This window comes from Halobacteriovorax sp. CON-3 (assembly GCF_043196995.1).
GTDB lineage: Bacteria > Bdellovibrionota > Bacteriovoracia > Bacteriovoracales > Bacteriovoracaceae > Halobacteriovorax_A.
In genome coordinates, this window is record NZ_JBEBNA010000001.1 from 1,830,481 (window position 1) to 1,857,156 (window position 26,676).

Consider the following 26,676-nt stretch of genomic DNA (forward strand, 5'->3'; position numbering starts at 1 on the left):
TTACTCCTAAATTTGAATTCCATTTTCTCTAGCAGCTTCAACAACAGCCTTGATCACACCGTGGTATCTAAGTCCGTTTCTGTCGAATACAGCAGTTGAAATATTGTTAGACTTTAGGTTTTCAGCAAGTTTTGTACCAACTAGCGTTGCACCAGCAACATTGCTTTTTCCTTCAACAGCATTTTTACCATAAGTTTGAACACTGAAAAGTGTCTTGTTAGCAACATCATCAATTACTTGAACTGTAATGTGCTTGTTTGTACGGTTAACTGATAGACGTGGTCTTTCAGCAGTTCCGTTAACTTTCTTACGGATAGCAAGTTTTCTTCTAATTTTTCTAGCTGCACTTGCTTTACCAGCTTTACCATAAGGCTTTCTAATCATTTTTAACTCCTCACCCTAGGCCCTCACTGCGGGCCATTCTCAGGCTACTATTTATTACTTACCGCCAGATTTACCAGCTTTTCTTACGATTGTCTCTTCAGCGTATTTAACACCTTTACCTTTGTATGGCTCTGGTGGTCTGAATGAACGGATCTTTGCAGCAGCAAATCCAACTAGTTCTTTGTTCGATCCAGTAAGTTCGATTTCTTTACCAGCAACTTTTGCTGCTACACCTTCTGGAAGAACATAGTCAATCGGGTGAGAGTAACCAAGGTTAAGAGTTAGTGTATTTCCACTAACAGCAGCCTTATAACCAACACCGTTGAACTCTAGCTTTCTAACAAATCCATCAGTAACACCAGTTACCATGTTGAAAACGATTTGTCTTGCTGTACCCCACATTGCACGAGACTTTTTAGACTCATCAACTGGATTAACTTTAATTTCATTACCTTCTTGTGCAAAAGTCACTCTATCATTGAAAGTGTACTCTAGCTCACCTTTAGGTCCTTTAACTGATACAGAAGTACCATTTATTGTAACCTGAACTTTCTCAGGAACTACTACCGGGTTTTTTCCTACACGTGACATTACTCGCTCCCTACTACCAAATATTACAGATTACTTCACCACCAACTTTAGTCGCTCTCGCTTCTCTATCAGAAATAATTCCTTTAGAAGTTGATAGGATTGAAGTACCTAGACCACTAATAACTCTAGAGATATCTTTGTAACCACGGTACTGTCTAAGACCTGGTTTAGAAACTCTCTCAAGACCTACGATAGCGTCGTCTTTAAGTAATACTTTGATTCTAATATCTGATTGGCTCTTTGCAATAATTTTGAATGAACGAATATAACCCTCGTCTTTCATAACTTTACAAACACCTGCTTTCATTTTCGAAGCTGGAAATTCCACTCTATCGTGTCCAGCATTAATTGCATTTCTAATTCTTGTTAACATATCTGCAATAGGATCAGTCATCATAATTTCGTCTCCTCAACCATTACCAGCTTGACTTAGTTACACCAGGGATCATTCCTCTAAGTGCTAACTCTCTAAATTGAATTCTTGATAGTCTGAACTTTCTATAGAAAGCACGTGGACGCCCAGTTAATTCACATCTATTTCTAACTCTAATTGCAGCTGAATTTCTTGGTAGTTTCTGTAGCTTGATCATCGCTTCGAATCTTTCTTCGTCAGAAAGATTTTCATTGATAATAGCAGCTTTAAGTTCTTTTCTTAAAGTACCGTATTTTTCAGCAAGCTTAGCTCTTTTCTTGTTACTTTCAATTTTCGCTTTTCTAGCCATTACATTATCCTCAATTACTTGTTAAAAGGCATACCAAAAAGGTTTAGAAGCTCTCTACCTTCTTCGTTGTTTCCAGCAGTAGTTACGATTGAGATCCCTAGACCTCTTACTTTATCAATTTGATCGTAAGAAATTTCTGGGAAAATAATCTGCTCTTTTAAACCTAAAGTGTAGTTACCTTTTCCATCAAAACCTTTAGAAGAAACACCTCTAAAGTCACGAACTCTTGGAAGAGTGATGTTAACAAGTCTATCTAGGAATTCGTACATTCTATCACCACGAAGAGTAACGTTTGCACCTAAAGGCATACCTTCTCTTACTTTGAATCCAGCAACAGATTTTCTAGCTTTAGCTACAACTGGCTTTTGACCAGTAATAGTACCAAGATCGTTAACAATCGACTGAACAACTTTAGAGTTAGTTACTGCGTCTCTTGTACAACAGTTAACTACTATCTTTTCTAGCTTAGGAATTTGGTTAACATTCTTATAACCAAACTTCTCAGTCATTTTATTTTTAATTTCGTCATTATATAGTTTTCTGAATCTGCTCATTTTTGCCTCTATCCTTAACTCAGTACTGATCCACAAGACACAGCGACTCTAACCTTCTTACCATCTTTTTCTTCAATTCTTACTCTTGTAGCCTTTTTAGTTTTTGGGCTAACAACAGCAACATTTGAGATGTTAAGAGGTGCTTCGATGTCTACGATACCACCAGCTGGGTTCTCTTGAGTTGGTTTAATTGCTTTTTTTACTAGATTAACACCACCAACATAAACAACTTTGGTCTTGAAGTTGATTTTCTTAACTTCACCAGTTTTGCCTCTGTCTTTACCTGTTAAAACTACAACATTATCATTAACTTTTAGCTTTTGCATAACTTCCTCACTGAACCTTTGATTAAAGAACTTCTGGCGCTAAAGAACAGATCTTCGTAAAGCTCTTGTTTCTTAACTCTCTCGCAACAGGACCAAAAATACGTGTCCCTACTGGTTCATTGTTATTATTTAGTATTACAACGCTGTTCTTATCAAATCTGATGTATGAACCATCGTCTCTTCTAATAGGGTACTTCGTTCTAACGATAACCGCTTTCTTAACGTCACCCTTTTTAATTTTTCCACCTGGTAGTGCTTGCTGAACTGCTACAACAATAATGTCACCAAGATTTGCGTTCATTCTTTTTGAACCACCAAGAACCTTGATACACTTTACTTCTTTAGCTCCAGAGTTATCAGCAACTTCTAACTTAGTTTGCATTTGGATCATTACTAACTCCTAAAATAGGCTTATTAAGCCCTACTTATTTACCTTTAACAGTTCCCACTTTTTGAGTTTTGAATAAGGTTTACTTTCAATAATTGTTACATTGTCACCTAGATTCGCTTCTAAACTTACGTTATGAGCGTGGTACTTTTTAGTTTTTGTAACGAATTTGCTGTAAACAGGGTGCTTGAAACGTCTAGCAACATTCACAACAACTGTGTTTTCATTCTTTACAGAAACAACTACACCATCTAGCTTTCTCTTAAACGTATTTGTACTCATGGTTACTCACCTTTAGCATTTTTTGCTGTTAATAATTTAGCAATATTCTTTTTTGCAAGTTTTAGCTCATGAGGCTTCTCGATTCCACTTGTCGTTTTAGACATGTTGATATCAAAGATAGCTCTTCTCATCTCAACTACTTTTGCATCAATTTCTTTACCGCTTAAACCGCTTATATCTTTGTACTCTAACTTTTGCATAACTTCCTCTTAACGATTTAAAGTTCCTGCTGCTCTCTAGAAATAATTCTAGTCTTTACAGGTAGTTTATACATTGCAAGCTTAAGTGCTTGTTTACTTAGCTCAGGATCGATGTGCTTGATTTCAAACATTACTCTTCCTGGTTTTACTACTGCAACCCAAGAATCTGGAGAACCTTTACCTTTCCCCATACGAACTTCAGCTGGTTTCTTAGTAAGGACCTTATCTGGGAAGATCTTGATCCAAACGTTACCACCTCTTTTGATCTTTCTTGTCATTGCAATACGGGCAGCTTCAATTTGACGGTTAGTTATATACCCACATGATAGGGCTTGTATAGCAAATTCACCGAACGTGATAGTATTTCCACGGTTCGCCTTACCCTTCATTCTTCCTTTCTGCTGCTTACGCCACTTTACTTTCTTTGGACTTAACATATTTACCTCAATAAAATAAATTCACTAACGAATTTCCGACTACTTATAGATCTCACCTTTGTAAACCCAAACTTTTACACCGATAACACCGTATGTAGTGTGAGCTTCAGCAGTATTGTAATCAATGTCTGCTCTAAGAGTATGTAGTGGAACTTTTCTTTCTGTATAACCTTCAGCTCTTGCCATCTCAGCTCCGCCAAGACGTCCTGCTGTTCTAACACGGATACCTTTTACACCAGCTCTGAATGCTGACTGCATAACTTTCTTCATTGCTCTTCTGAAAGCTACACGTTTTTCAAGCTGACCTGCAATGTTTTCCGCGATTAACTTAGCTTCTGCATCTGGTCTCTTAACTTCTGCGATATTGAAGATTAGTGTACCTTTAGTAAGTTTCTTAAGGTCGTTTCTAATTTTCTCAATTCCTGCACCTTTTTTACCAATAGCAACACCTGGCTTAGCTGTATAAACAGTAACCTTAACCTGGTTTGAAGTTCTTGATAATTCGATATTAGCTACAGAAGCATTTTTCATGTTCTTTTCAATGTAGTTTCTAATCGCTAGATCTTCGTGAAGAGTCTCACCGTATTCTCTATCGTTAGCAAACCAGTTTGAATGCCATGACTTAATATAACCTAATCTAAAACCGTATGGATGTACTTTTTGTCCCATAATTTATCCTATGCTTCTTTTAGTTCTACTGTTATGTGACTAGTTCTTTTTCTAATTCTGAACGCACGACCTTGAGCTCTTGGCTGAATACGCTTTAAAGTTGGACCTTCGTCAGCTTTAATCGTACCGATAACTAGGTTATCTAAGTCATACTTTTCAGAATCAGCTGCGATAGCTAATCCACTATTAATTAATTTTGTTAAAACAAGTGCAATTTCTTTCTTCTCTTGGAAGCGTAAGATTCTAAGCGCCTCAGAAGCTTTCTTCTTTCTGATTAGATCGCAAACCTGTCTTACTTTTCTTGGTGCGATACCAACTCTACTGTTTCTAACTGTAATGGCCATCTGACCTTCTCCTTATTCAACTCTAACTTAACTATCTTTTCTTAGCTTTCTTATCTGCACCGTGACCAAAGTATGTTCTAGTTAGTGCAAATTCACCTAATTTATGTCCAATCATGTTATCTGTAACATAAACCGGTATGAATTTCTTACCGTTGTGTACGGCAAAAGTAAGTCCGATAAACTCAGGAACAATAGTTGATCTTCTAGACCAAGTCTTGATCACTTTGTTACCTTTGTTACCTTCTTCTTGCATTTGTAGAGCTTTTTTCATTAAGCTAATATCAACAAATGGACCTTTTTTTAATGAACGGGCCATATTAATCTCCTACTACTTTCTTCTCTTAACGATGAACTTATCAGTTCTCTTATTAGTTCTTGTCTTGTAACCCTTAGCAGGTGTTCCCCATGGTGACACTGGATGACGTCCACCTGAAGTTCTACCTTCACCACCACCGTGTGGGTGATCAACTGGGTTCATAGCAACACCACGTACAGTTGGTCTAAATCCAAGCTTTCTCTTACGCCCAGCTTTACCAATGTTACGTTTTTCGTGATCAAGATTACCAACTTGACCGATTGTCGCTACACAATCAACTTCAACTTTTCTAAGCTCACCTGATGGCATTCTAAGAAGAGCAAATTTACCTTCTTTCGCCATAATTTGAACGTAAGAACCAGCAGAACGTGCTAGCTGACCACCAGCTCCTGGATACATTTCAACATTGTGTACAAGTGTACCAACTGGAATGTCCTTAAGCTTCTTAGCATTTCCTACTTTAATATCTGCATCTGCAGAAGCGATAATCTTATCACCAACTTTTAGACCAAGTGGAGCTAGGATGTAGCTCTTCTCACCGTCTAAGTATGCGATAAGTGCAATATTACATGTTCTGTTCGGATCGTAAGAGATCGCTTGAACAGTTGCAGGGATATCTGTTTTATTTCTTTTGAAATCAATAATTCTGTATCTTCTCTTAACACCGCCACCTCTGTGTCTAACAGTGATGCGACCAGCGTTGTTTCTACCTGCAAAATTTTTCTTAACAGCTGTAAGGCCTTTAACTGGCTTTACACCTTTTGTTAACTCATCACTATTTACGACTTGCATCTTTCTTAGTGAAGGAGTTGTTGGTTTAAATCTTTTAATACCCATAATTTCCTCAGCTAACTAGTTAAACACCTTTAAAAAATTCAATCTTTTGACCTTCCGCTAATTGAACGAAAGCTTTCTTGAATTTACTAGTCTTTTTAACACCTTTACCAGCTCTTTTAACTTTACCTGGAGTGATGTTTGTCTTTACATTTAAAACTTTCACATCGTATAGAGCTTCAACAGCATTCTTGATTTGATGCTTGTTTGCCTTTAGATCAACTACAAAACCAAAACGGTTTTCGCTATCTGTAGCAACTGAAGTCTTTTCAGTGATAAGTGGTTTCTTTAATACATTTTCTAACGTCGCCATAATCTACACCAACTTATTTAATAGGGTTTCTAATGCACTCTTTTCGATAACTAGGTTTTCAAATTTTACTGCTTCGTATACAGAGAAACCTTCAACGGCCATCCCTTTACCCCACTGTAAGTTCTTCACTGCTCTAAGAGCTGGTGAGTTTTTATCAGCAGTTACTACTAAAGCAGGAAGTAAACCCTTACCATTTAATAGAGCGTACATTTCTTTAGTTTTTCCAGTTGATTCAATTGTATCTACTACTGTCAACTTTCCAGCTTGGAGTTTGTCAGCAAGTACAGATTGAATTGCAACCTTTGCCATTTTCTTATTTACTTTTTGTACGTAGCTTCTTGGGCTTGGACCGTGAACAGTTCCACCGCCTACCATAAGAGACGATCTTGTTGAACCTTGTCTAGCTCTACCTGTACCTTTTTGCTTGAATGGTTTTGCACCACCACCGCTAACATCTGAACGACCTTTAACACAAGCATTACCTTGTCTTCTTCCCGCTAGAGTAGCTTTAACAACTTGGTGAACAGCCGCTACATTAATATCTTCAGCAGTTAAGCTTACTGGAGCAGTAAGTGTTCCTGCATTTTCTAATTTCGAATTTAATACTGTTACATCACTCATAACTTATTACCTCAGCCTACAATTACTTCTTAAGTGCTTTTGCAATTCTTACAAAACCGTTTTTAGAACCAGGTACTGATCCCTTAAGTAGCATGTATCCTTTATCTTGATTAACTTCAACAACCTTGATGTTTTGAATTGTTTTTGTTTCACAACCCATGTGACCAGGCATTCTTTTGTTCTTCCAAACCTTACCAGGAGTCGCTCTGTTACCGATCGAACCACCACGTCTGTGGAATTTCGAACCGTGAGTAGCAGGTCCACCTTTGAAGTTGTGACGCTTCATTTGACCTTGGAACCCTTTACCTTTTGATGTACCAGTTACATCAACGTATGTAGAAGCTTCAAATGACTCTAGAGATAGATCTTTACCTAAGTTAGCAGCATCAACGCTCTCTGTTCTAACTTCTGCAAATTTTACAAAGTTATTTTCAACGTTAGCAGCTTTAAGGTGACCTTGAGTTGGCTTATTAACAAGCTTTTCTCTTTTTTCGTAGTAACCTACTTGGTAAGCTTCGTAACCGTCTTTGTCTAAAGTTTTAACTTGTGTAACTTTGTTAGGGATTAGTTTGATAACTGTTACTGGAACGTGGTTTCCAGCTTCATCAAAGATTCTTGTCATACCAGCTTTCACACCATAGATAGTGTTAAGCGATACAGTAGCAGTAGTCTCAACTGCTTGAGTTTCTTCTGTCATTTTGCCTCCACAGCATCACTCTTCTCCAAGAGATGCATGCATGGTTAATAATAAAAATTTTTTTCGTTTATACTAGTACTTGATCTCTACGTCAACACCAGCTGATAGATCTAACTTCATTAGGCTATCAACAGTTTGTTGAGTTGGATCAACAATATCAATTAATCTCTTATGTGTTCTCATTTCGAACTGCTCACGAGATTTTTTATCTTTGTGAGGTCCTCTAAGAACTGTAAACTTGTTAATTTCAGTTGGTAATGGGATTGGACCCGCTACTCTTGCGCCTGTCTCTTTAGCTGTTTGTACGATCTCATCAACTGAGCTATCTAGAAGCTTGTGATCATATGCGCGTAATTTAATTCTTAACTTAGAAGCTTTCATACTCATCCTATTATCAATTTTAAAAGTTGAACCTGACTTTTACTGTTTTTTTGGGCCTGTTGTCAAATTATTTTTACGCTAGGCCATATATTTTTTACGCGTCAACTTAAAGTATTGAGCGTAAAAAAGGGGTGATCAAAAAATCACCCCAAAATTTAAGCAAAAATTTAGTCTAAAATTTCAGATACTGTACCAGCACCGATTGTTCTACCACCCTCACGGATTGCGAACTTAAGACCTTTTTCCATCGCGATTGGAGTAATTAGCTCTACTGCGAAAGAAGTGTTGTCACCTGGCATTACCATTTCAACACCGTCTGCAAGTGTAATATCACCTGTTACGTCTGTTGTTCTGAAGTAGAACTGTGGTCTATAACCTTTGAAGATTGGAGTGTGACGTCCACCTTCATCTTTTGAAAGGATATATACTTCACAGTTGAATTTCGCGTGTGGCTTAACTGAACCTGGCTTAATTAGACATTGACCACGCTCAACTTCTTCACGCTTAACACCACGTAGAAGAAGACCAACGTTATCACCTGCTCTACCTTCGTCAAGAAGCTTTCTGAACATCTCAACACCTGTTACAGTTGTCTTAGTTGTTTCTTTAATACCAACGATTTCGATTTCTTCGTTAACCTTGATAATCCCTCTTTCAACACGTCCTGTACAAACTGTACCACGTCCTGAAATTGAGAATACGTCTTCTACTGGCATTAGGAAATCAAGATCTGTTGCTCTAGCTGGAGTTGGGATATAAGCATCAACCTGTGCCATAAGCTCTAGAACTTTATCTTTACCAATTGCATCGTCTCTCATTTCAAGAGCTGCAAGTGCCGAACCAGCTACGATAGGAATATCGTCACCTGGGAAGTCGTAAGAAGAAAGAAGTTCTCTTACTTCCATCTCTACTAGCTCAAGTAGTTCTTCATCATCTACTTGGTCTACTTTATTTAAGAATACTACGATCGCTGGTACACCTACCTGACGTGCAAGAAGGATGTGCTCACGAGTTTGTGGCATTGGCCCATCAGCCGCTGAACAAACTAGGATCGCTCCGTCCATTTGTGCTGCACCTGTAATCATGTTCTTTACATAGTCAGCGTGACCTGGACAGTCTACGTGCGCGTAGTGGCGAGTTTCTGTTTCATATTCAATGTGTGAAGTATTGATTGTAATACCTCTAGCTTTCTCTTCTGGTGCTGAATCGATTTCGTCGAATTTTCTTACGTCACCACCAAGTGCGTTAGCTAATGTGATTGAAATTGCCGCTGTAAGAGTTGTCTTACCGTGGTCAACGTGCCCGATCGTACCAATGTTTACGTGGGGCTTACTTCTGTCAAAAGATTCTTTTGCCATTTCTTACTCCTGTTTTATTACTTAGTTTAGTAGTTTAAAAAAATCTAAAACGTTTTAGATGTATATTCCTCGTTTTTCAAGTATTTCTTTGGCCATATTCATTGGTATCTCTTCATAACGGTCAAAATTCATCGTAAAGCTTGCACGACCTTGTGATTTTGAGCGTATATCTGTTGAGTATCCGAACATTTCCGATAGTGGAACTTCAGCATCAATAACTTCTTTATCTTGCTTAACACCCATTGAATGGATTTTTCCACGCTTCATATTAATGTCTGAAATAATGTCACCTGTATAATCAGATGGTGTTACAATTTCCAGACTCATTTTTGGCTCTAGTAATGATAAGCCTGCTTTTCGGCATGCAGCCCTAAAAGCATTAGAGGCAGCAATTGCATAAGCAACTTCTGAACCTTCATCTTCATTAAGCTCTGCGGCCACTAACTTGGCCTTAATATTTATAAATGGGTAACCGGCCAGGGCACCACCCATTGACGTATCTTTAATACTCTTCTCAATAGCATCAATAAATTCTTGTGGTAAATCTCTTTTAGTTAAATCCGTCTCAAATAAAACACCAGCTTGTGAGTCTGCTTGCTCAACTTCAATAACAGCGTTACCAAATACCATCTTGCCAGCTTGTTCACGATGGAATGTATCTGACTCTTTAGCAGTGCTAGTGATACTTTCACGGTATGAAACTTGTGGATCACCTACACGAATACCAACTTTAAACTCACGCTCAAGACGGTCACAAATAATTTCTAGGTGAAGCTCACCCATACCAAAGATTAAAAGTTGCCCAGTTTCTTTATTGTGCTGATATGAAAAAGATGGATCTTCTAACTTAAGTTGATTTAAAGAATTCATTAGTTTCTTTTCATCATTTGTTGTTTTTGGCTCAATCGCAACAGAAATAACAGATTCAGGAAAATCCATTAAATCAAAAATGACTGTACGATTTTCAGCACAAAGAGTTTCACCTGTTACAGTTTCCTTTAAACCAGAAATTGCAATAATATCCCCTGCCTTAGCTTCTTGCAGCTCAGTTCTCTTATCTGCGTGCATTTGTAGAATTTTATTAACTCTTTCACGCTTACCTTTGTGAGGATTATAAACCTGAGCTCCAGATTTTATTGATCCAGAATAAATTCTAAAAAATGTTAGTGAACCTACAAATGGATCAGTAGCAATCTTGAAAGCAATACCTGAAAATGCATCCTCAGTATCAGGCTTTCTAACTTCTTCTTTATCGTGATTTTTGCCATTAACACCTTTAACTTCACCACGATCAACAGGTGAAGGAAGGTAGTCACAAACCGCGTCCAGTAATGGCTGTACACCTTTATTTTTAAATGCCGATCCACAAAGAACTGCTACAAACTCATGATTGATAACAGCATCTCTAATAGCAGCTATTAATCTCTCATTAGTAATCTCTTCACCAGACAGGTAGTCTTCAGCTAACTGATCATCATAGTCAGCTAAAGTCTCGATAAGCTCTTCTCTTGCCATCTGAGCTTCATCTTGAAGATCTTCTGGGATATCTTCAACAACTACAGTTGAACCAAGATCCTCATCTTTAAAAAGCAGGGCCTTCATTCTTACGACATCAACCATGCCTTTAAACACATCTTCAGCGCCAATTGGAAGCTGAATTGCTGCCGCAGTCTTGCCAAGCTTCTCTCTTATTTCATCAAGACACATTTGAAAATTTGCCCCAACTCTATCCATTTTATTCACAAATGCAATTCTTGGTACTTTGTACTTATCTGCTTGGCCCCATACAGTCTCAGATTGAGGCTCTACACCGGCCACGGCATCAAATACACCTACTGCACCATCTAAAACTCTAAGAGCTCTCTCAACCTCAATTGTGAAGTCAACGTGACCTGGAGTATCGATGATATTAATATTCGTTTTGTTCCAAGTACAAGTTGTCGCAGCTGAAGTAATTGTAATCCCACGTTCTTGCTCCTGAACCATCCAGTCCATAGTTGCAGCACCATCGTGAACCTCACCAATTTTATGGCTTTTTCCCGTGTAGTAGAGAATACGTTCAGTTGTCGTCGTTTTACCCGCATCGATATGCGCCATAATTCCGATATTACGAATATTTTCTAAACTCATACAAAGTCCTTAAAAATTTAATTTTTGCAGACATATAATTAACATAAATATGGAATTTTAGATAGGAATAAAACCTGAATGAATAAAAGGCTTTATAAAAAGAAAGGCTCCCGTAGGGAGCCTTCTATTAGTTTATTATGGACTTTATTGCTTATTTTCGAACTACCACTTAAGGTGTGCAAAAGCTTTGTTAGCTTCTGCCATTTTGTAAGTGTCTTCACGCTTCTTAACAGCGCCACCTCTACCTTGAGAAGCATCGATGATTTCATCAGATAGTTTCTCAACCATAGTTCTACCACCACGATTTCTAGCATAGTCTCTCAACCATCTTAGAGCTAGTGATTGTCTTCTGTTATTTCTAACTTCAACTGGAATTTGGTAAGTTGCACCACCAATACGACGAGACTTAACCTCTACCGCTGGCTTAATGTTAGAAAGGGCCTTCTTAAATACCTTTAATGGCTCTTCACCAGTCTTAGATTCAACTCTTTGAAGTGCACCATAAAAGATTTTTTCAGCAACAGATTTCTTACCGTCTTTCATAAGTGCGTTTACGCACTTAGCAACAACAACGTCTTGAAAGATCGGATCTGGAAGTACTTCTCTCGTCTGTGCTCTATGTTTTCTACTCATATTTTTTCTCCTTCACCGGAAACAGTTAAAACTGATCGATTACTCACCTCATGCCATGTTGCAATTGGTGTCACAATTAGTTAACTAAAAGTTATTTCTTTGGTCTCTTACAACCGTACTTAGATCTTCTCTGTCCTCTTTTATCAACACCTTGGCAATCTAGTGTACCTCTAATAGTGTGATAACGAACCCCTGGAAGGTCTTTTACTCTACCACCACGAATCATAACGATCGAGTGTTCTTGTAGATTGTGTCCTTCACCACCAATGTATGAAGTAACTTCAAATCCACTTGTTAGTTTTACCCTACAAACCTTTCTCATCGCTGAGTTTGGTTTCTTAGGAGTAGTTGTATATACTCTTGTACATACACCGCGTCTTTGAGGACACGCTTTTAAGGCAGGTGACTTAGTTTTTTCAACTTTATCAGTTCTACCTTTTCTAATTAATTGGTTAATCGTAGGCATTTCCGCTCCTTAACTACAACAATATTTCCACAATAAAAATAGGCTTTTGAGCCCATAATAAACTATAGAGGGATGGTGTAACACACCACCCCTCAATTAAGCAAGTTTTTATAGCATTAGTGTAGAAGTTTCTTCTAGAGAATCATCTTCTTCAACGAATGCTTCGTAATCACGATACTTAGAGATACCTGAACCAGCTGGAATCAGACGACCCATAAGTACGTTTTCCTTAAGACCACGTAATAAATCTTTTTTACCTTCAAGCGATGCCTGAGTTAAGATCTTAGTTGTCTCTTGGAAAGATGCAGCTGATAAGAATGAATCAGTTGAAAGAGCTGCTTTAGTAATACCAAGTAGAACTGGTCTTGCTTGAGCTGGCTCATATCCATCAGCAACTAATTGTTCATTAGTCGTAAGTAATTCTGCTTTAGTTACAGAGTCACCAACAACAAATGTCGAGTCACCTGGATCAGTTACTTCAACTTTCTTCAGCATTTGAGATACGATTACCTCAATGTGCTTATCATCGATATCTACACCTTGTAGACGGTATACAGCTTGAATCTCATCAACGATGTAACCTGCAAGTTCTTTAATACCAAGTACTCTTAGGATATCGTGTGGGTTAGCTGGCCCATCCATAATAGCTTCACCTGAACGGATATAGTCACCTTCGTTTACAGTTACATAACGTCCCTTAGGAATTGTGTAAACAACTGGATCAGAACCATCTTCAGGTCTAATTAGAATTCTTCTAGAACCTCTAACTTCAGCACCAAATTCGATTGTACCAGTTACATCGGCAATCTGAGATGCTTGAGCTGGCTTTCTTGCTTCGAAAAGCTCAGCAACTCTTGGAAGACCCCCTGTAATATCTTTTGTTTTCGTAGTTTCACGAGAAACTTTAGATAGTACGCTACCAACTTCAACAGTATCACCTTCAGTAACAGTTAGTGTTGCACCAACTTGAAGTCTGTATGAAGCCTGACGGTTTGTACCAGGAACAACAATAGGGTTTCCATCAGCATCAAGAATCGTCATTCTTGGTTGAAGTGAAGGATCTTTAGTTTCAGTTACAGTTCTTTGAGTAAGACCTGTTACCGAGTCAGTTTGCTCTGCAAGAGTTGCACCAACGACAAGGTCTTCAAACTTAACTGTACCAGCAACTTCTGTAAGAAGTGGAATCGCAAACGGGTCCCATTCAATCAGAGTATCCCCTACGTTTACTTCGCTACCTTCAGTGAAGTGTAGTTTCGAACCGTAGATTGCTGGATATTTTTCTTTTTCAACACCACGAGCATCTTTAATGATAAGCTCACCAGTCTTATTCATAACAAGAAGACCAGTTGGAGTTTCAACAGTTACAACATTGTTGTATACAACTTTACCAGATGTACGAACAGTTGTTTTATTTACTTGTGCACCAGCAGTTGCTGTACCACCAACGTGGAATGTACGCATTGTCAGCTGTGTACCAGGTTCACCAATTGACTGAGCAGCGATAACACCAACTGCCTCACCAACAGATACCATTGTTCCACGAGCAAGGTCACGTCCGAAACAAGCCGCACAGAAACCGTGTCTTTCATTACAAGTAAGAACAGATCTAACCTTAATTTGGTCAACTTCTTTCTCTTCTAGTAATACAAGGTCCTTTTCAGTTAGTAAGTGACCTGTTGGAAGAACTTCATTACCTTCTGCAGAGATAACTGGAGCTGCTGTTACACGGCCCATTGCTCTAGAAGCAACGTGCTCAACAACTTCACCAGACTCAATACGAGAAGTTAGTGTAATACCATCAGTAGTTCCACAATCTTCATTTCTGATAATACCGTCTTGAGCAACGTCTACAAGACGTCTTGTTAGGTAACCAGAGTTAGCTGTCTTCAGGGCAGTATCGGCTAGACCTTTACGTGCACCGTGTGTAGACGTGAAATATTGTAGTGCCGATAGACCTTCACGGAAGTTTGAAGTAATTGGCGTTTCAATAATTTCACCAGATGGCTTGGCCATTAGACCCCTCATGGCAGCAAGCTGTCTCATCTGCTGAGCAGAACCCCTTGCACCTGAGTTTGCCATCATATAAAGAGCGTTGAATGAAGGAGCGTAAATTGGCTCTTCACCATCTTTATCTGAAGTAAATTCATCAGTTGAAATCTTCTCAAGCATAACCTTAACAAGCTTTTCAGTTGTTTGTGACCAAACATCAACAACCTTGTTATATCTCTCACCGTTAGTGATCGAACCTTCGTTATACTCTTCAGTAATCCCATGAACTTCATCATGAGCTTCTTTAAGGATTCCTTCTTTCTCAGAAGGGATTTCCATATCAACAACGTTAATAGAAATACCAGCTTTCGTAGCATTGCTATAACCAAGTTGCATAAGACCATCAGCAAGAAGAACAGTATCTTTTTCAGATCCTCTTCTGTAAGCAAGGTCAAGAAGCTTAACTAGTTCTTTCTTACCAAGAATGATGTTTACGTCTTCAAAGTTTAGACAAGTTGGAACGATATCAAATACGAATGTACGTCCAACAGTTGTTTCGTAAACTTCTCCACCAATACGTACTTTGATTGGTGCTTGTAGGTGTAGGTTACCTGAGTGGTAAGCAAACTGAGCTTCTTCTTTAGAAGAGAAAGTTTTCCCGTATCCACGAGCATATGGTCTAACACGAGTCATGTAGTAAAGACCAAGTACGATATCCTGAGATGGAGTAATAATTGGTGAACCATCTTTTGGAGAAAGAATATTATTTGTCGACATTGCAAGAACACGACACTCAATTTGAGCTTCTAGTGAAAGAGGCACGTGAACGGCCATCTGGTCACCGTCGAAGTCGGCGTTGAATGCAGTACAAACTAGAGGGTGAAGACGGATTGCCTTACCTTCGATAAGTACAGGTTCGAAACCTTGGATACCAAGTCTGTGAAGAGTTGGTGCACGGTTAAGAAGTACTGGGTGTTCTTGTACAACTTCTTCAAGGATATTCCATACTTCTTCTTTTTGTTGCTCAACCATACGCTTAGCAACTTTAATAGTAGTACAGTGTCCTTTTTCAATTAGCTTGTTGTAGATAAATGGCTTGAAAAGCTCAAGTGCCATTAGCTTTGGAAGACCACACTGGTGAAGTCTTAAGCTTGGACCAACAACGATTACAGAACGTCCTGAGTAGTCAACACGCTTACCAAGAAGGTTTTGACGGAAACGTCCTTGCTTACCTTTAAGCATATCTGAAAGTGATCTAAGTGGACGCTTGTTAGCACCAGTAAATACCTTACCACGACGACCATTATCGAATAGAGCATCTACTGCTTCTTGAAGCATTCTCTTTTCGTTTCTGATGATGATTTCAGGAGCATTAAGTTCTTTAAGTCTTCTTAGACGGTTGTTTCTGTTAATAACACGTCTATATAGATCGTTAAGATCTGAAGTTGCAAAACGTCCAGCTTCTAGAGGAACTAGAGGTCTTAAGTCTGGTGGAAGAATAGGAATAACATCCATCATAAACCACTCAGGCTTGTTTTCAGATTTCATAAGAGATTCAACAACTCTTAGTCTCTTAACAAACTTAGTTCTTGCCATTTCAGTAGTTGCGTTAGCAAGACCACGTCTTAGGTTTTTATTTTCAAGATCAATATCAAGCTTAGAAAGTAGCTCTTGAACGATTTCTCCACCCATTCCAGCTTCGAAATCAATTCCTTGATCCTTTAGTTCCCAATATTGTTGCTCAGAAATTACGCGACCTACATCAAGACCACCTTCAACACCATCAGTTGCTGAAGCAGTTACGATATATGCTTCGTAGTAAAGAACTTTTTCTAGTTCTTTAAGAGAAAGGTTAAGAAGAGCTGCCATTCTTGATGGAAGTGAACGTAGGAACCAAATGTGAGCAACTGGAGTTGCTAATTCGATATGTCCACATCTCTCACGACGTACTTTAGAAAGTGTAACTTCAACACCACACTTCTCACATACAACACCTCTGTGCTTCATTCTCTTATACTTACCACAGATACATTCGTAATCTTTTACTGGTCCGAAGATCTTTGCACAGAATAAACCGTCTCTTTCTGGCTTATAAGTTCTATAGTTAATAGTTTCTGGTTTTTTTACTTCACCAAATGACCACTCTCTGATTGTATCAGGAGAAGCAAGCTTGATAGATACACCTTCAACGCTTACTGGATCTTTTGGCTTATCAAAAAAGTTTAAAAGGTCTTTCATTTTTTTATGCCCTCTTAATATACGGCAGGACTAAGCCTGCCATAAATTAACGAATAGATTCTTCAATTCTGTCTTCTTCAAGTTTAACGTCTAGACAAAGTGCTTGTAGCTCTCTGATTAGAACGTTGAACGATTCAGGAAGACCTGGTTCTAGTACTTGCTCACCCTTAACGATTGACTCATACATTCTTGTTCTACCGATAACGTCATCCGACTTAACAGTTAAGAACTCTTGAAGAGTATAAGCTGCACCGTATGCTTCAAGTGCCCAAACTTCCATTTCCCCAAGTCTCTGACCACCGAACTGAGCCTTACCACCAAGTGGTTGCTGAGTTACAAGTGAGTAAGGACCTGTCGAACGTGCGTGAAGTTTTTCGTCTACAAGGTGGTGTAGCTTAAGCATGTACATAACACCAACAGTAACGTCCTCTGCAAAAGCATCACCAGTCTTTCCGTCAAATAGAGTTGTTTTACCATTTGTCTCAAGATCTGCTAGCTCAAGCATTTCTCTGATGTCTGCTTCTGAAGCACCATCAAATACTTTAGTAGAGAAACGAACACCGCTAGTAAGTTTCTTAGCAAGGGCCATAACAACATCGTCTGCTGCAGACTTTAACCAAGCTTCAACCTCTGGTGTCTTATAGATTTTGTAAATGAAATCCTTAATCTCGTGAACTTTCATTTGCTCTTCAAGCATAACCTTGATTTTTTCACCAAGACCACGTCCGGCCCATCCAAGGTGAAGCTCAAGAAGCTGTCCGATGTTCATACGAGAAGGTACCCCAAGAGGGTTTAGTACGATTTCAACAGGTGTACCATCAGCAAGATAAGGCATATCTTCACGTGGAACTACGTTTGAGATAACCCCTTTGTTACCGTGACGACCGGCCATCTTATCACCTGGCTGAAGCTTACGCTTAATCGCTACGTATACAGTAATCTTTTTGATTACACCTGGAGGAAGTTCATCACCTCTATGAAGTTTTGCAATCTCATCAGTTGTCTTAGCTCTAACTCTGTTGATCTTGTTTCTAACATCTGCGAAATACTCAGATAGTTTTTCTTCAAGTTCAGCTTGTAGAGGTAGGTAACCAATTAGCTCAAATGGAATTGATGCTAGTACCTCACCTGTAATCTCAGTTCCTTTAGAAAGTAGTTCTGCTGAACCATCTTCAGAAACAAGTACATCAGTAACTTTTGCACCTTTAAGCATATCTGCAATCTTAAGAATTGCTGAAGTTTGGATTGCTTTAATCTCAATTCTTTCATCTCTTCTAAGAAGAGTTGTTTCTTGCTCGATAATGTCCTTAGATCTTGCACAAAGTTCAACACCTTCACGAGTGTAAACTCTAGCATCAATTACTGTACCGTAAACAGATGAAGGAACTCTTAGTGAAGTATCTTTTACGTCACCAGCTTTATCACCGAAGATAGCTTTAAGAAGTTTTTCTTCAGGAGAAAGTTGAGTTTCACCTTTAGGTGTAATCTTACCAACAAGGATATCACCTGGCTTAATGATAGCACCAACTCTTACGATACCTGCTTCATCAAGGTCTTTTAGAGACTCTTCTGAAACGTTTGGAATATCGCGAGTGATTTCTTCTTTACCAAGTTTAGTATCACGAGCTTCAACTTCGAATGCTTCGATGTGAACTGAAGTGAAAACATCTTTTGCAAGAAGGTCTTCAGAGATCAGGATCGAGTCTTCGTAGTTATAACCACCCCATGGCATGAATGCGACAAGTGGGTTTTGCCCAAGTGCTAAGTCACCATTGTCAGTACCTGGTCCGTCAGCAAGTACGTCACCTTTCTTAACAATGTCACCTTCAGTAACAAGAGCTTTTTGGTTATTACAAGTGTTCTGGTTAGTTCTTTGATATTTAACAAGCTTGTAAATATCAACACCAGACTCACCATCTTTAAAATTATCTCTTTGGATAACGATTCTGTTTGAATCAACAAAGATAACGCGTCCATTGTCGTTAGCTACAAGTACCGCACCAGAGTCTCTAGCAACGATTCTTTCTGTACCTGTACCAACAATTGGAGCTTCAGTTTTAACAACAGGCACGGCCTGTCTCATCATGTTCGATCCCATTAGGGCACGGTTGGCATCATCGTGCTCAAGGAAAGGAATAAGAGATGTTGCAACTGAGATCATCTGAGTTGGAGAAACGTCCATTAGGTTAACTTCTGAAGCATCAACAAGTGTGAATTCACCAGAAGCACGAGCAGCTACCTGCTCACCTACAAGTTGTCCATCTTTGATATTATTTGCATCGATCTGAGCGATTACTTTACCTTCCTCTTGGAAAGCTGTGAAATACTCAACATCACCAATTTTCTGATCTTCACCAATAGTTAGGTAAGGAGTTTCAATGAAACCGTATTCAGAAACTTTTGCAAATGTTGCAAGAGATGTAATTAGACCAATGTTTGGTCCTTCAGGAGTCTCAACCGGACACATTCTTCCGTAGTGAGTAACGTGAACGTCACGAACTTCGAATGATGCTCTTTCTCTCGTTAGACCACCTGGCCCAAGAGCTGAAAGACGACGCTTGTGAGTAACTTCTGAAAGTGGGTTCGTTTGATCCATAAACTGTGAAAGTTGTGATGAACCAAAGAATTCCTTAACGGCAGCAGCAACTGGTTTTTGGTTTACAAGATCGTATGGCATCATTGTATCAATTTCTTGAATTGCCATTCTTTCTTTAACCGCTCTTTCCATACGTACTAGACCAACTCTAAATTGGTTTTCAAGTAGTTCACCTACAGGTCTAACACGTCTGTTACCTAAGTGGTCAATATCATCAACACGACCTTTACCGTTATTAAGTTCAACAAGGTATTGGATAGTTGTATTGATATCTTCTTTAGTAAGTACAGTGTTCTCAACTGGAACATCTGTCTTAAACTTATAATTGATTTTCATACGACCAACACGAGATAGGTCATATCTTTCTTCGTCAAAGAAAAGTCCTTGGAAAAGAACTTCAGCAGCTTCAACTGCCGGTGGCTCACCTGGTCTTAATCTTTCGAAGATTTTAAGAAGTGCATCTTCTTTAGTATCAGTTTTATCTAGTAGAAGAGTATTTCTAATCTGATCACCAAAGTTAATCATATCAATATATAGACATTCAACTTCAGTTACACCAGCAGCAACAAGCTCTTGAATCTTTGCTTCAGAAAGTGCTTCGTTAGCTAGACAGATTACTTCACCAGTTGACTCATTAAAGATATCTTTAGCAGCAACTTTACCAACTACTTCTTCAAGCATAGCTGGGATTTCAGTTACACCTGCTTCAGTTAATCTCTTTATTGAAGCTTTAGAGAATTTCTTCCCTTTTCTAACGATAGCCTTACCAGTCTTTGGATCAAGTACGTCATTAGTTGCACGAGTTCCAGTCATTAAAGATAGGTCTAGAGATCTTACGAACTCACCGTCTTTAGAAAACTTGATTGTTTCCATGTGGTAGAACATATCAAGAATTTCTTCTGTACTGTAACCTAGAGCTTTAAGAACAACTGTTGCGTGTAGTTTTCTCTTTCTATCAATTCTAGCAAATAGAATATTCTTGTGATCGAATTCGAAATCTAGCCAAGAACCTCTATGAGGAATAATTCTTGCAGAATAAAGAAGCTTACCACTTGAGTGCTTCTTTCCACCATCGTGTTCGAATACGATACCAGGAGATCTGTGAAGCTGAGAAACAATAACTCTCTCAGTTCCGTTATATACAAAAGAACCAGTCTCTGCCATCAGAGGAATGTTTCCTAAGTAAACTTCCTGTTCTTTGATTGAAGAAACAGTTCTTTGTTCATTACCATCTTTGTCGACAGCTACATCATAGAATACTAGACGAACAACTACCTTAAGTGGCGCTTCATATGATAGGCCTCTTTGACGACACTCTTTTACAGTGTACTTAGGTTGTTCTAGTGAGTAGCTTACAAACTCTAACGATACAGTTTTGTTAAAGTCGTGGATTGGAAATACAGAATTGAAAACAGCCTGTAATCCCATTTCTTCTCTTTGAGAAGGAGGTACGTCCTTTTGAAGGAAATCATCATAGGACTTCTTTTGTAGAAGCATGAGTGGAGGCGTCTCTAACACAGATGGTGTAGAGGCAAAGTTCTTACGAAACCACTCGTTTGGTCTAAAAACCTCAGTCATTATGGTTCTCCCGGGTTTTAATTGTTTTAACGTGCACGTATATTTTTTAGTTACTTAATAACTTTTTTTTTCGGTTTTTACAAACGCAAAAAAGGTGTGAAGATCGCTAAATCTCCACACCTGTATTTTTTAATTTTTTATGCGATGAGCAAGGGGCTTAAATTACTTAAGCTCAACCTTTGCACCAGCAGCTTCAAGTTTTTTCTTGATTTCTTCTGCTTCGTCTTTAGAAACTGCTTCTTTAACAGTCTTAGGAGCACCTTCAACCATTTCTTTTGCTTCCTTAAGACCTAGACCAGTGATTCCTCTAACTTCTTTAATAACGTTGATTTTCTTAGCACCTGCTTCAGCAAGAACAACGTCAAATTCAGTTTTTTCTTCAGCAGCACCACCAGCAGCAGCTCCACCAGCAACAGCTACAGGAGCAGCTGATACACCAAATTTTTCTTCAAGTTCTTTAACTAGCTCAGCTACTTCAAGAACAGTCATGTTTGAGATTTTTTCAATTAATTGATCATTTGTAATAGACATATATAACTCCTAAAAATTTAAAATAACTTTAACTCTAACTTTGTTAATTACTATTCTGCAGATTCTTCAGCTGCAACTGGCGCAGCTTCAACGCCTGCTTCTTTTTGCTCTTTAATTGCATTAAGAACTCTAGCAAATGCTGAGATCGGTGCATTAAATGTCGCAAGAAGAGTACCAAGCATCTCATCACGAGATGGTAGGTCTGCAATTGCTTTTACTTCTGCTGCTGTTAGTGCTTTACCATCAAGTAAACCACCTCTAAGTTCTACTAGTTCAAACGTTTTTCCACATTCTTTTAGTGCCTTAGCAACGGCTGGTGCTTCGTCAAATGCGAAAGCAACAGCTTGCGTACCTTTAAGACCAGAAAGTAATTCTTCTGCATCTGTTCCGGCCGCTGCCTTAGAAAAAAGTGTGTTACGAGTAACAACTAGTGCTCCACCCGCTTCGCGGACAGATTTTCTTAGAGCTGTGGCGTCATTAGATGGTAGTCCAATAACGTTTGTTAGAAAGATAGCGTTGGCATCAGTGATCTTCTTTTTAAGACCATCGATGATAACGTCTTTCTCTGCTCTAGTTAACATCGTTTACCTCCTAAACTATTGGAGGGAGATTTCATGCAGGCTTTATGTAGCTTCAAACTTGTTCAGCAGCTACACCGACAATCATCAACCCCTTATTATTTTGCTGCGATAGATGCAGCTTCTAAAGTATCAATTTTAAGTCCTGGCCCCATAGTCGTACTTAAAGTAAGTGACTTAAGGTATGTACCTTTTGCAGAAACAGGCTTAGCTTTAATGATTGCTGTAACCATTGTGTCGATATTCTTTCTTAAATCTTCATTTGAGAAAGATGACTTACCAACTGGAACGTGGATGATACCATTCTTCTCAGTTCTGTACTCAACCTTACCAGCTTTTTGCTCTTTAACTGCGTTTTCAACATTAGGAGTAACTGTTCCTAATTTTGGGTTAGGCATTAGACCTCTAGGTCCTAGGATTCTTGCAACACGACCAAGTTTACCCATCATGTCTGGAGATGCGATAACTCTATCAAAGTCAAGCCATCCACCTGCGATCTTAGCAACGATATCGTCACCACCAACGTAATCTGCACCAGCTGCTTCAGCTTTAGCTACGTTGTCACCAGATGTAATAACACAAACTTTTACTGATTTACCTGTACCAGCTGGAAGTGCTAGTGCACCTCTGATCATCTGGTCAGCGTGTCTTGGATCTACACCAAGTCTGAACGCTAGATCTACAGTTTCATCAAATGATGCGAACTTTACTTCTTTTGCAAGATTGATCGCTTCATCAATTGTGTAATTCTTAGTTGTATCTACTTTTGCAAGTGCTTCTGTATATTTTTTTGATTTCTTAGCCATTGTAACACCTCTTAGTAATCTAGTTTGATACCAGCTGAACGACATGAACCTTCGATGATTCTTTCCGCTGCTTCTTGAGTAGCTGCTGTTAAGTCTGGTCTTTTCGCTTCAACAATTTCTTCAATGATTTTCTTAGATACTGTTGTTACAACTTCTGTTCCTGGCTTCTGTGCCCCTCTCTTAAGCTTAAGCTTATCTTTAAGTAGGTATGAAGCTGGAGGTGTCTTAGTTACAAATGTAAAAGAACGGTCAGAGTATACTGTAATGATTGTTGGAAGCATTACACCTGCGTCTTTTTGTGTCTTTGCATTGAAAGCTTTACAGAATTCCATGATGTTTACACCTTTTTGACCTAGTGCCGGCCCTACTGGTGGTGATGGGTTTGCTTTCCCACCTGGAATTTGTAGCTTAATGAAACCTGTGATTTTCTTAGCCATAAATTTCTCCTGCGAACTTTAGTTCTACCAACGGTTATTAATTTTTTTCTACCTGAGAAGCATCTAATTCTACTGGTGTTGGTCGACCAAATATAGAAACGTTTACTTTCAGTTTTCCATTTTCATTTACAGATTCAATCGTACCGATAAATGAAGCGAAAGGTCCTTCGATAACCTTAACTTCTTCACCTTCAGAGAAGTCCACAGTTGTACGTGTCTTCTTGAAACCACCAGTTGATTGACCTGTCATATATGCTGCCTCTTCATCTGATAAAGGGGCCGGTTTGTCAACAGTTCCGCCAACAAATCCTGTAATTTTGTCAGTATCTTTTACTAAGTGCCAAGTGTTCTCATTCATAAGCATATGAATTAAAACGTAACCTGGAAAAAGCTTCTTAGTAATAGTTCTTTTTCTTCCACCTGCATGAGATGTTACTTTTTCTTCTGGAACAACAATTTCACCAAAAGAGTCAGTTAGCTTATAGTTAACAATTCTTTCACGAAGAGTTTTTTGAACTTTGTTTTCTTGACCTGTAAGAGTCTTTGCAATGTACCAACGAAAGTTAGGATTAACAGTAGCTTCACCTTCTGATGATTCTACGGCCATTTCTTCATTAGTTAGTTCTTTTTCTGTTTCGTTGTTATCAACCATTTTTATCTCACTTAAATTAATTAAAGGTATAAATTAAAGAATAATGCTTAGTAGTTGTCTGAATGAATAATCTACTAAAACGAAAATTCCACTAACAATGCTTAGTGCGATTACTAAACCAATTGTCGTCTTTAAAACGTCATCTTTGTTAGGCCATACAACTTTTACGAGTTCAGCGTAAACATCCTCTAGTAAAGTTGATGCATTTTTGTTCTTAGCAATTACTAAGAAAACAATTAGACCAACAACAATTCCAACTACTTGTACTGTGATTGGGAAGTTTGGAACCTTTGCTTCAAGATCAAACCACTCACTTAATTGTTCGAGGAATCTAATAGTAATAAAACCACAAATTGCACTTACGGCAGCAACAAAAGCGTTAATCCATTTCTTGCTGTCTTCACTCTTAATGAGGGACATCTCAAATCCTTTTTTACCTAAATTAAACGTATAAGTATCAGATTATATCCCTTAATTAACATGGTTTGGCAAGAGCTAACGCAAAAATAGGACATTTTTGCAGTCAAAATAAAATATATTGGAGTAAAAAGTGGCGGGCGCATAAGGATTCGAACCTTAAACCTACTGATTTGGAATCAGCCGCTCTACCAATTGGAGCTATACACCCGTTCGACTTGGAAACATAAATTACCGAAAAAGGCCTCCGCCGTCAATCTCTATTACTATAAATATTTCCATTATATTGAACAGAGTCCAAACAAAGGGTAGTGTGGCGAATCGCAACAGCGACATTTAATTTTATTGGAGAGAAAACAACATGAAGTATTTAGTACTATTGATGCTTACACTTAATATCAACGCAGCAATTTTCGTTTCTAAAACGTGTTCTGAGGATCAGAAAGATATGCTGATCAAAGACACGCAAAAATCTCGTGCGGACATGAAAGGTATCATTAAAGACCTTAGACAGTACAAAAAACAAAACCCATACATGGACAAGAGTGTTGAGAAGAAAATCAACAAGGCCATAGTTGTAATGAAGTGCTCTCTTGCTAGAACATATTGGACTAAACATAAATGTGTTGAACCATATGGTGGTGCAATTGCTTACACATATGCTGTCATTGGAAAAACAGTTTATATTACACCAAGCTACTGGGATTATGATATCGATGGCCGTCAAGGGATCGTTCTTCACGAACTAACACACAAGTGTGGGACTGGTGATGCTGACTACTTCTGGACACGTAAACCAAAAGACACAAACGGTACACCTTGGTCAGATATCGCTGATACATATCGTTACTGGCAACAAAATGGGACATGTATCCCAGAAATCGATTGTTAAAAAGATAAATTCAAATTTAGGCATAAAAAAAGGGGAGCAAAAGCTCCCCTTCCTTATATCTTGAATATTTAAAATATTAGTCAAGAATTTCAGATACTGTACCAGCACCGATTGTTCTACCACCCTCACGGATTGCGAACTTAAGACCTTTTTCCATCGCGATTGGAGTAATTAGCTCTACTGCGAAAGAAGTGTTGTCACCTGGCATTACCATTTCAACACCGTCTGCAAGTGTAATATCACCTGTTACGTCTGTTGTTCTGAAGTAGAACTGTGGTCTATAACCTTTGAAGATTGGAGTGTGACGTCCACCTTCATCTTTTGAAAGGATATATACTTCACAGTTGAATTTCGCGTGTGGCTTAACTGAACCTGGCTTAATTAGACATTGACCACGCTCAACTTCTTCACGCTTAACACCACGTAGAAGAAGACCAACGTTATCACCTGCTCTACCTTCGTCAAGAAGCTTTCTGAACATCTCAACACCTGTTACAGTTGTCTTAGTTGTTTCTTTAATACCAACGATTTCGATTTCTTCGTTAACCTTGATAATCCCTCTTTCAACACGTCCTGTACAAACTGTACCACGTCCTGAAATTGAGAATACGTCTTCTACTGGCATTAGGAAATCAAGATCTGTTGCTCTAGCTGGAGTTGGGATATAAGCATCAACCTGTGCCATAAGCTCTAGAACTTTATCTTTACCAATTGCATCGTCTCTCATTTCAAGAGCTGCAAGTGCCGAACCAGCTACGATAGGAATATCGTCACCTGGGAAGTCGTAAGAAGAAAGAAGTTCTCTTACTTCCATCTCTACTAGCTCAAGTAGTTCTTCATCATCTACTTGGTCTACTTTATTTAAGAATACTACGATCGCTGGTACACCTACCTGACGTGCAAGAAGGATGTGCTCACGAGTTTGTGGCATTGGCCCATCAGCCGCTGAACAAACTAGGATCGCTCCGTCCATTTGTGCTGCACCTGTAATCATGTTCTTTACATAGTCAGCGTGACCTGGACAGTCTACGTGCGCGTAGTGGCGAGTTTCTGTTTCATATTCAATGTGTGAAGTATTGATTGTAATACCTCTAGCTTTCTCTTCTGGTGCTGAATCGATTTCGTCGAATTTTCTTACGTCACCACCAAGTGCGTTAGCTAATGTGATTGAAATTGCCGCTGTAAGAGTTGTCTTACCGTGGTCAACGTGCCCGATCGTACCAATGTTTACGTGGGGCTTACTTCTGTCAAAAGATTCTTTTGCCATGACTTAAGTCTCCTTAAAAAAGTTAAACATAACATTATGTTTGTCTTAA

32 protein-coding genes and 1 tRNA gene are annotated in these 26,676 nt (G+C 38.7%); 1 reads left to right on the plus strand and 32 read right to left on the minus strand.

Going from position 1 to position 26,676, the window contains the following annotated elements; genetic code table 11:
- Positions 1–6 precede the first annotated feature (6 nt).
- From rplR to ABMA72_RS08775, 31 genes are all read right to left on the minus strand, one after another.
- Positions 7–384, minus strand: coding sequence for a 50S ribosomal protein L18 (gene rplR / locus ABMA72_RS08625; protein ID WP_392857982.1), 378 nt, complete (start codon positions 382–384; stop codon positions 7–9).
- Positions 385–438: 54 nt separating this feature from the next.
- Positions 439–975 carry a 50S ribosomal protein L6 gene (gene rplF, locus ABMA72_RS08630; protein ID WP_392857984.1) on the minus strand — a complete coding sequence of 179 codons (537 nt, stop codon included), beginning with the start codon at positions 973–975 and terminating at the stop codon, positions 439–441.
- A 13-nt stretch (positions 976–988) separates the two neighbouring features.
- Entirely contained in the window at positions 989–1,369 is a 381-nt protein-coding gene (gene rpsH, locus ABMA72_RS08635) for a 30S ribosomal protein S8 (protein ID WP_040313878.1), read from the minus strand.
- A gap of 22 nt (positions 1,370–1,391) precedes the next feature.
- Entirely contained in the window at positions 1,392–1,697 is a 306-nt protein-coding gene (gene rpsN, locus ABMA72_RS08640) for a 30S ribosomal protein S14 (RefSeq protein WP_021266310.1), read from the minus strand.
- A 14-nt stretch (positions 1,698–1,711) separates the two neighbouring features.
- Positions 1,712–2,251, minus strand: a complete 540-nt coding sequence (gene rplE / locus ABMA72_RS08645; protein WP_392857986.1) for a 50S ribosomal protein L5 — start codon at positions 2,249–2,251, stop codon at positions 1,712–1,714.
- Between the two features lie 14 nt (positions 2,252–2,265).
- Entirely contained in the window at positions 2,266–2,577 is a 312-nt protein-coding gene (gene rplX / locus ABMA72_RS08650) for a 50S ribosomal protein L24 (protein ID WP_021265798.1), read from the minus strand.
- A 22-nt stretch (positions 2,578–2,599) separates the two neighbouring features.
- Positions 2,600–2,968 (minus strand): 50S ribosomal protein L14, encoded by a 369-nt coding sequence (gene rplN / locus ABMA72_RS08655; RefSeq protein WP_021265914.1) that lies wholly within the window; start codon positions 2,966–2,968, stop codon positions 2,600–2,602.
- Between the two features lie 30 nt (positions 2,969–2,998).
- Positions 2,999–3,247, minus strand: coding sequence for a 30S ribosomal protein S17 (gene rpsQ / locus ABMA72_RS08660; RefSeq protein WP_021266428.1), 249 nt, complete (start codon positions 3,245–3,247; stop codon positions 2,999–3,001).
- A gap of 2 nt (positions 3,248–3,249) precedes the next feature.
- Complete coding sequence (rpmC, locus tag ABMA72_RS08665; RefSeq protein WP_021266478.1) at positions 3,250–3,447, minus strand: 50S ribosomal protein L29; 198 nt, start codon at positions 3,445–3,447, stop codon at positions 3,250–3,252.
- A 17-nt stretch (positions 3,448–3,464) separates the two neighbouring features.
- Positions 3,465–3,884, minus strand: coding sequence for a 50S ribosomal protein L16 (rplP, locus tag ABMA72_RS08670; protein ID WP_021266311.1), 420 nt, complete (start codon positions 3,882–3,884; stop codon positions 3,465–3,467).
- A 39-nt stretch (positions 3,885–3,923) separates the two neighbouring features.
- Positions 3,924–4,553, minus strand: a complete 630-nt coding sequence (gene rpsC / locus ABMA72_RS08675; RefSeq protein ID WP_021265986.1) for a 30S ribosomal protein S3 — start codon at positions 4,551–4,553, stop codon at positions 3,924–3,926.
- A gap of 8 nt (positions 4,554–4,561) precedes the next feature.
- Positions 4,562–4,897, minus strand: coding sequence for a 50S ribosomal protein L22 (rplV, locus tag ABMA72_RS08680; protein ID WP_021266204.1), 336 nt, complete (start codon positions 4,895–4,897; stop codon positions 4,562–4,564).
- A gap of 31 nt (positions 4,898–4,928) precedes the next feature.
- Positions 4,929–5,213, minus strand: a complete 285-nt coding sequence (gene rpsS / locus ABMA72_RS08685; RefSeq protein WP_021266332.1) for a 30S ribosomal protein S19 — start codon at positions 5,211–5,213, stop codon at positions 4,929–4,931.
- A gap of 12 nt (positions 5,214–5,225) precedes the next feature.
- Complete coding sequence (gene rplB / locus ABMA72_RS08690; RefSeq protein WP_392857994.1) at positions 5,226–6,050, minus strand: 50S ribosomal protein L2; 825 nt, start codon at positions 6,048–6,050, stop codon at positions 5,226–5,228.
- Between the two features lie 19 nt (positions 6,051–6,069).
- Complete coding sequence (gene rplW, locus ABMA72_RS08695; protein WP_392857995.1) at positions 6,070–6,360, minus strand: 50S ribosomal protein L23; 291 nt, start codon at positions 6,358–6,360, stop codon at positions 6,070–6,072.
- 3 nt (positions 6,361–6,363) lie between these two features.
- Positions 6,364–6,981, minus strand: coding sequence for a 50S ribosomal protein L4 (gene rplD / locus ABMA72_RS08700; RefSeq protein ID WP_392857997.1), 618 nt, complete (start codon positions 6,979–6,981; stop codon positions 6,364–6,366).
- Positions 6,982–7,003: 22 nt separating this feature from the next.
- Complete coding sequence (gene rplC / locus ABMA72_RS08705) at positions 7,004–7,678, minus strand: 50S ribosomal protein L3 (protein ID WP_392858000.1); 675 nt, start codon at positions 7,676–7,678, stop codon at positions 7,004–7,006.
- 72 nt (positions 7,679–7,750) lie between these two features.
- A complete protein-coding gene (rpsJ, locus tag ABMA72_RS08710; RefSeq protein ID WP_021265868.1) occupies positions 7,751–8,059 on the minus strand; it encodes a 30S ribosomal protein S10 in 309 nt (102 codons plus the stop codon).
- Between the two features lie 167 nt (positions 8,060–8,226).
- Positions 8,227–9,417 (minus strand): elongation factor Tu, encoded by a 1,191-nt coding sequence (tuf, locus tag ABMA72_RS08715; RefSeq protein ID WP_392909660.1) that lies wholly within the window; start codon positions 9,415–9,417, stop codon positions 8,227–8,229.
- A 54-nt stretch (positions 9,418–9,471) separates the two neighbouring features.
- Entirely contained in the window at positions 9,472–11,547 is a 2,076-nt protein-coding gene (gene fusA / locus ABMA72_RS08720) for an elongation factor G (protein ID WP_392861565.1), read from the minus strand.
- A 162-nt stretch (positions 11,548–11,709) separates the two neighbouring features.
- On the minus strand, positions 11,710–12,180 hold the full coding sequence (rpsG, locus tag ABMA72_RS08725; protein WP_021266544.1) for a 30S ribosomal protein S7: 471 nt from the start codon (positions 12,178–12,180) through the stop codon (positions 11,710–11,712).
- Between the two features lie 91 nt (positions 12,181–12,271).
- On the minus strand, positions 12,272–12,646 hold the full coding sequence (rpsL, locus tag ABMA72_RS08730; protein ID WP_021266546.1) for a 30S ribosomal protein S12: 375 nt from the start codon (positions 12,644–12,646) through the stop codon (positions 12,272–12,274).
- Positions 12,647–12,754: 108 nt separating this feature from the next.
- Positions 12,755–16,873, minus strand: coding sequence for a DNA-directed RNA polymerase subunit beta' (rpoC, locus tag ABMA72_RS08735; RefSeq protein ID WP_392861563.1), 4,119 nt, complete (start codon positions 16,871–16,873; stop codon positions 12,755–12,757).
- 46 nt (positions 16,874–16,919) lie between these two features.
- Positions 16,920–21,047, minus strand: a complete 4,128-nt coding sequence (gene rpoB, locus ABMA72_RS08740) for a DNA-directed RNA polymerase subunit beta (RefSeq protein ID WP_392861561.1) — start codon at positions 21,045–21,047, stop codon at positions 16,920–16,922.
- A 162-nt stretch (positions 21,048–21,209) separates the two neighbouring features.
- Positions 21,210–21,578: a 50S ribosomal protein L7/L12 gene (rplL, locus tag ABMA72_RS08745; RefSeq protein ID WP_021266534.1), complete on the minus strand. Its 369-nt coding sequence runs from the start codon at positions 21,576–21,578 to the stop codon at positions 21,210–21,212.
- A 50-nt stretch (positions 21,579–21,628) separates the two neighbouring features.
- The gene (gene rplJ / locus ABMA72_RS08750; protein ID WP_021266540.1) at positions 21,629–22,159 is read right to left on the minus strand and encodes a 50S ribosomal protein L10; all 531 of its coding nucleotides are present in this window, start codon (positions 22,157–22,159) and stop codon (positions 21,629–21,631) included.
- A 95-nt stretch (positions 22,160–22,254) separates the two neighbouring features.
- Positions 22,255–22,962 (minus strand): 50S ribosomal protein L1, encoded by a 708-nt coding sequence (gene rplA, locus ABMA72_RS08755; RefSeq protein ID WP_021266545.1) that lies wholly within the window; start codon positions 22,960–22,962, stop codon positions 22,255–22,257.
- A gap of 11 nt (positions 22,963–22,973) precedes the next feature.
- Positions 22,974–23,399, minus strand: coding sequence for a 50S ribosomal protein L11 (gene rplK, locus ABMA72_RS08760; protein ID WP_021266533.1), 426 nt, complete (start codon positions 23,397–23,399; stop codon positions 22,974–22,976).
- Between the two features lie 37 nt (positions 23,400–23,436).
- Entirely contained in the window at positions 23,437–24,051 is a 615-nt protein-coding gene (gene nusG / locus ABMA72_RS08765) for a transcription termination/antitermination protein NusG (protein WP_393056830.1), read from the minus strand.
- A gap of 33 nt (positions 24,052–24,084) precedes the next feature.
- Positions 24,085–24,471 (minus strand): preprotein translocase subunit SecE, encoded by a 387-nt coding sequence (gene secE, locus ABMA72_RS08770; protein WP_392861557.1) that lies wholly within the window; start codon positions 24,469–24,471, stop codon positions 24,085–24,087.
- A gap of 131 nt (positions 24,472–24,602) precedes the next feature.
- Positions 24,603–24,679: transfer RNA gene (locus tag ABMA72_RS08775), tRNA-Trp, on the minus strand.
- A 150-nt stretch (positions 24,680–24,829) separates the two neighbouring features.
- Here ABMA72_RS08775 and ABMA72_RS08780 point away from each other — a divergent pair.
- Complete coding sequence (locus ABMA72_RS08780; protein WP_392861556.1) at positions 24,830–25,360, plus strand: M35 family metallo-endopeptidase; 531 nt, start codon at positions 24,830–24,832, stop codon at positions 25,358–25,360.
- A gap of 76 nt (positions 25,361–25,436) precedes the next feature.
- On the opposite strand, the gene tuf (ABMA72_RS08785) is transcribed toward ABMA72_RS08780, so the two are convergent.
- Positions 25,437–26,627: an elongation factor Tu gene (gene tuf, locus ABMA72_RS08785; protein ID WP_392909660.1), complete on the minus strand. Its 1,191-nt coding sequence runs from the start codon at positions 26,625–26,627 to the stop codon at positions 25,437–25,439.
- Between the last annotated feature and the right edge of the window lie 49 nt (positions 26,628–26,676).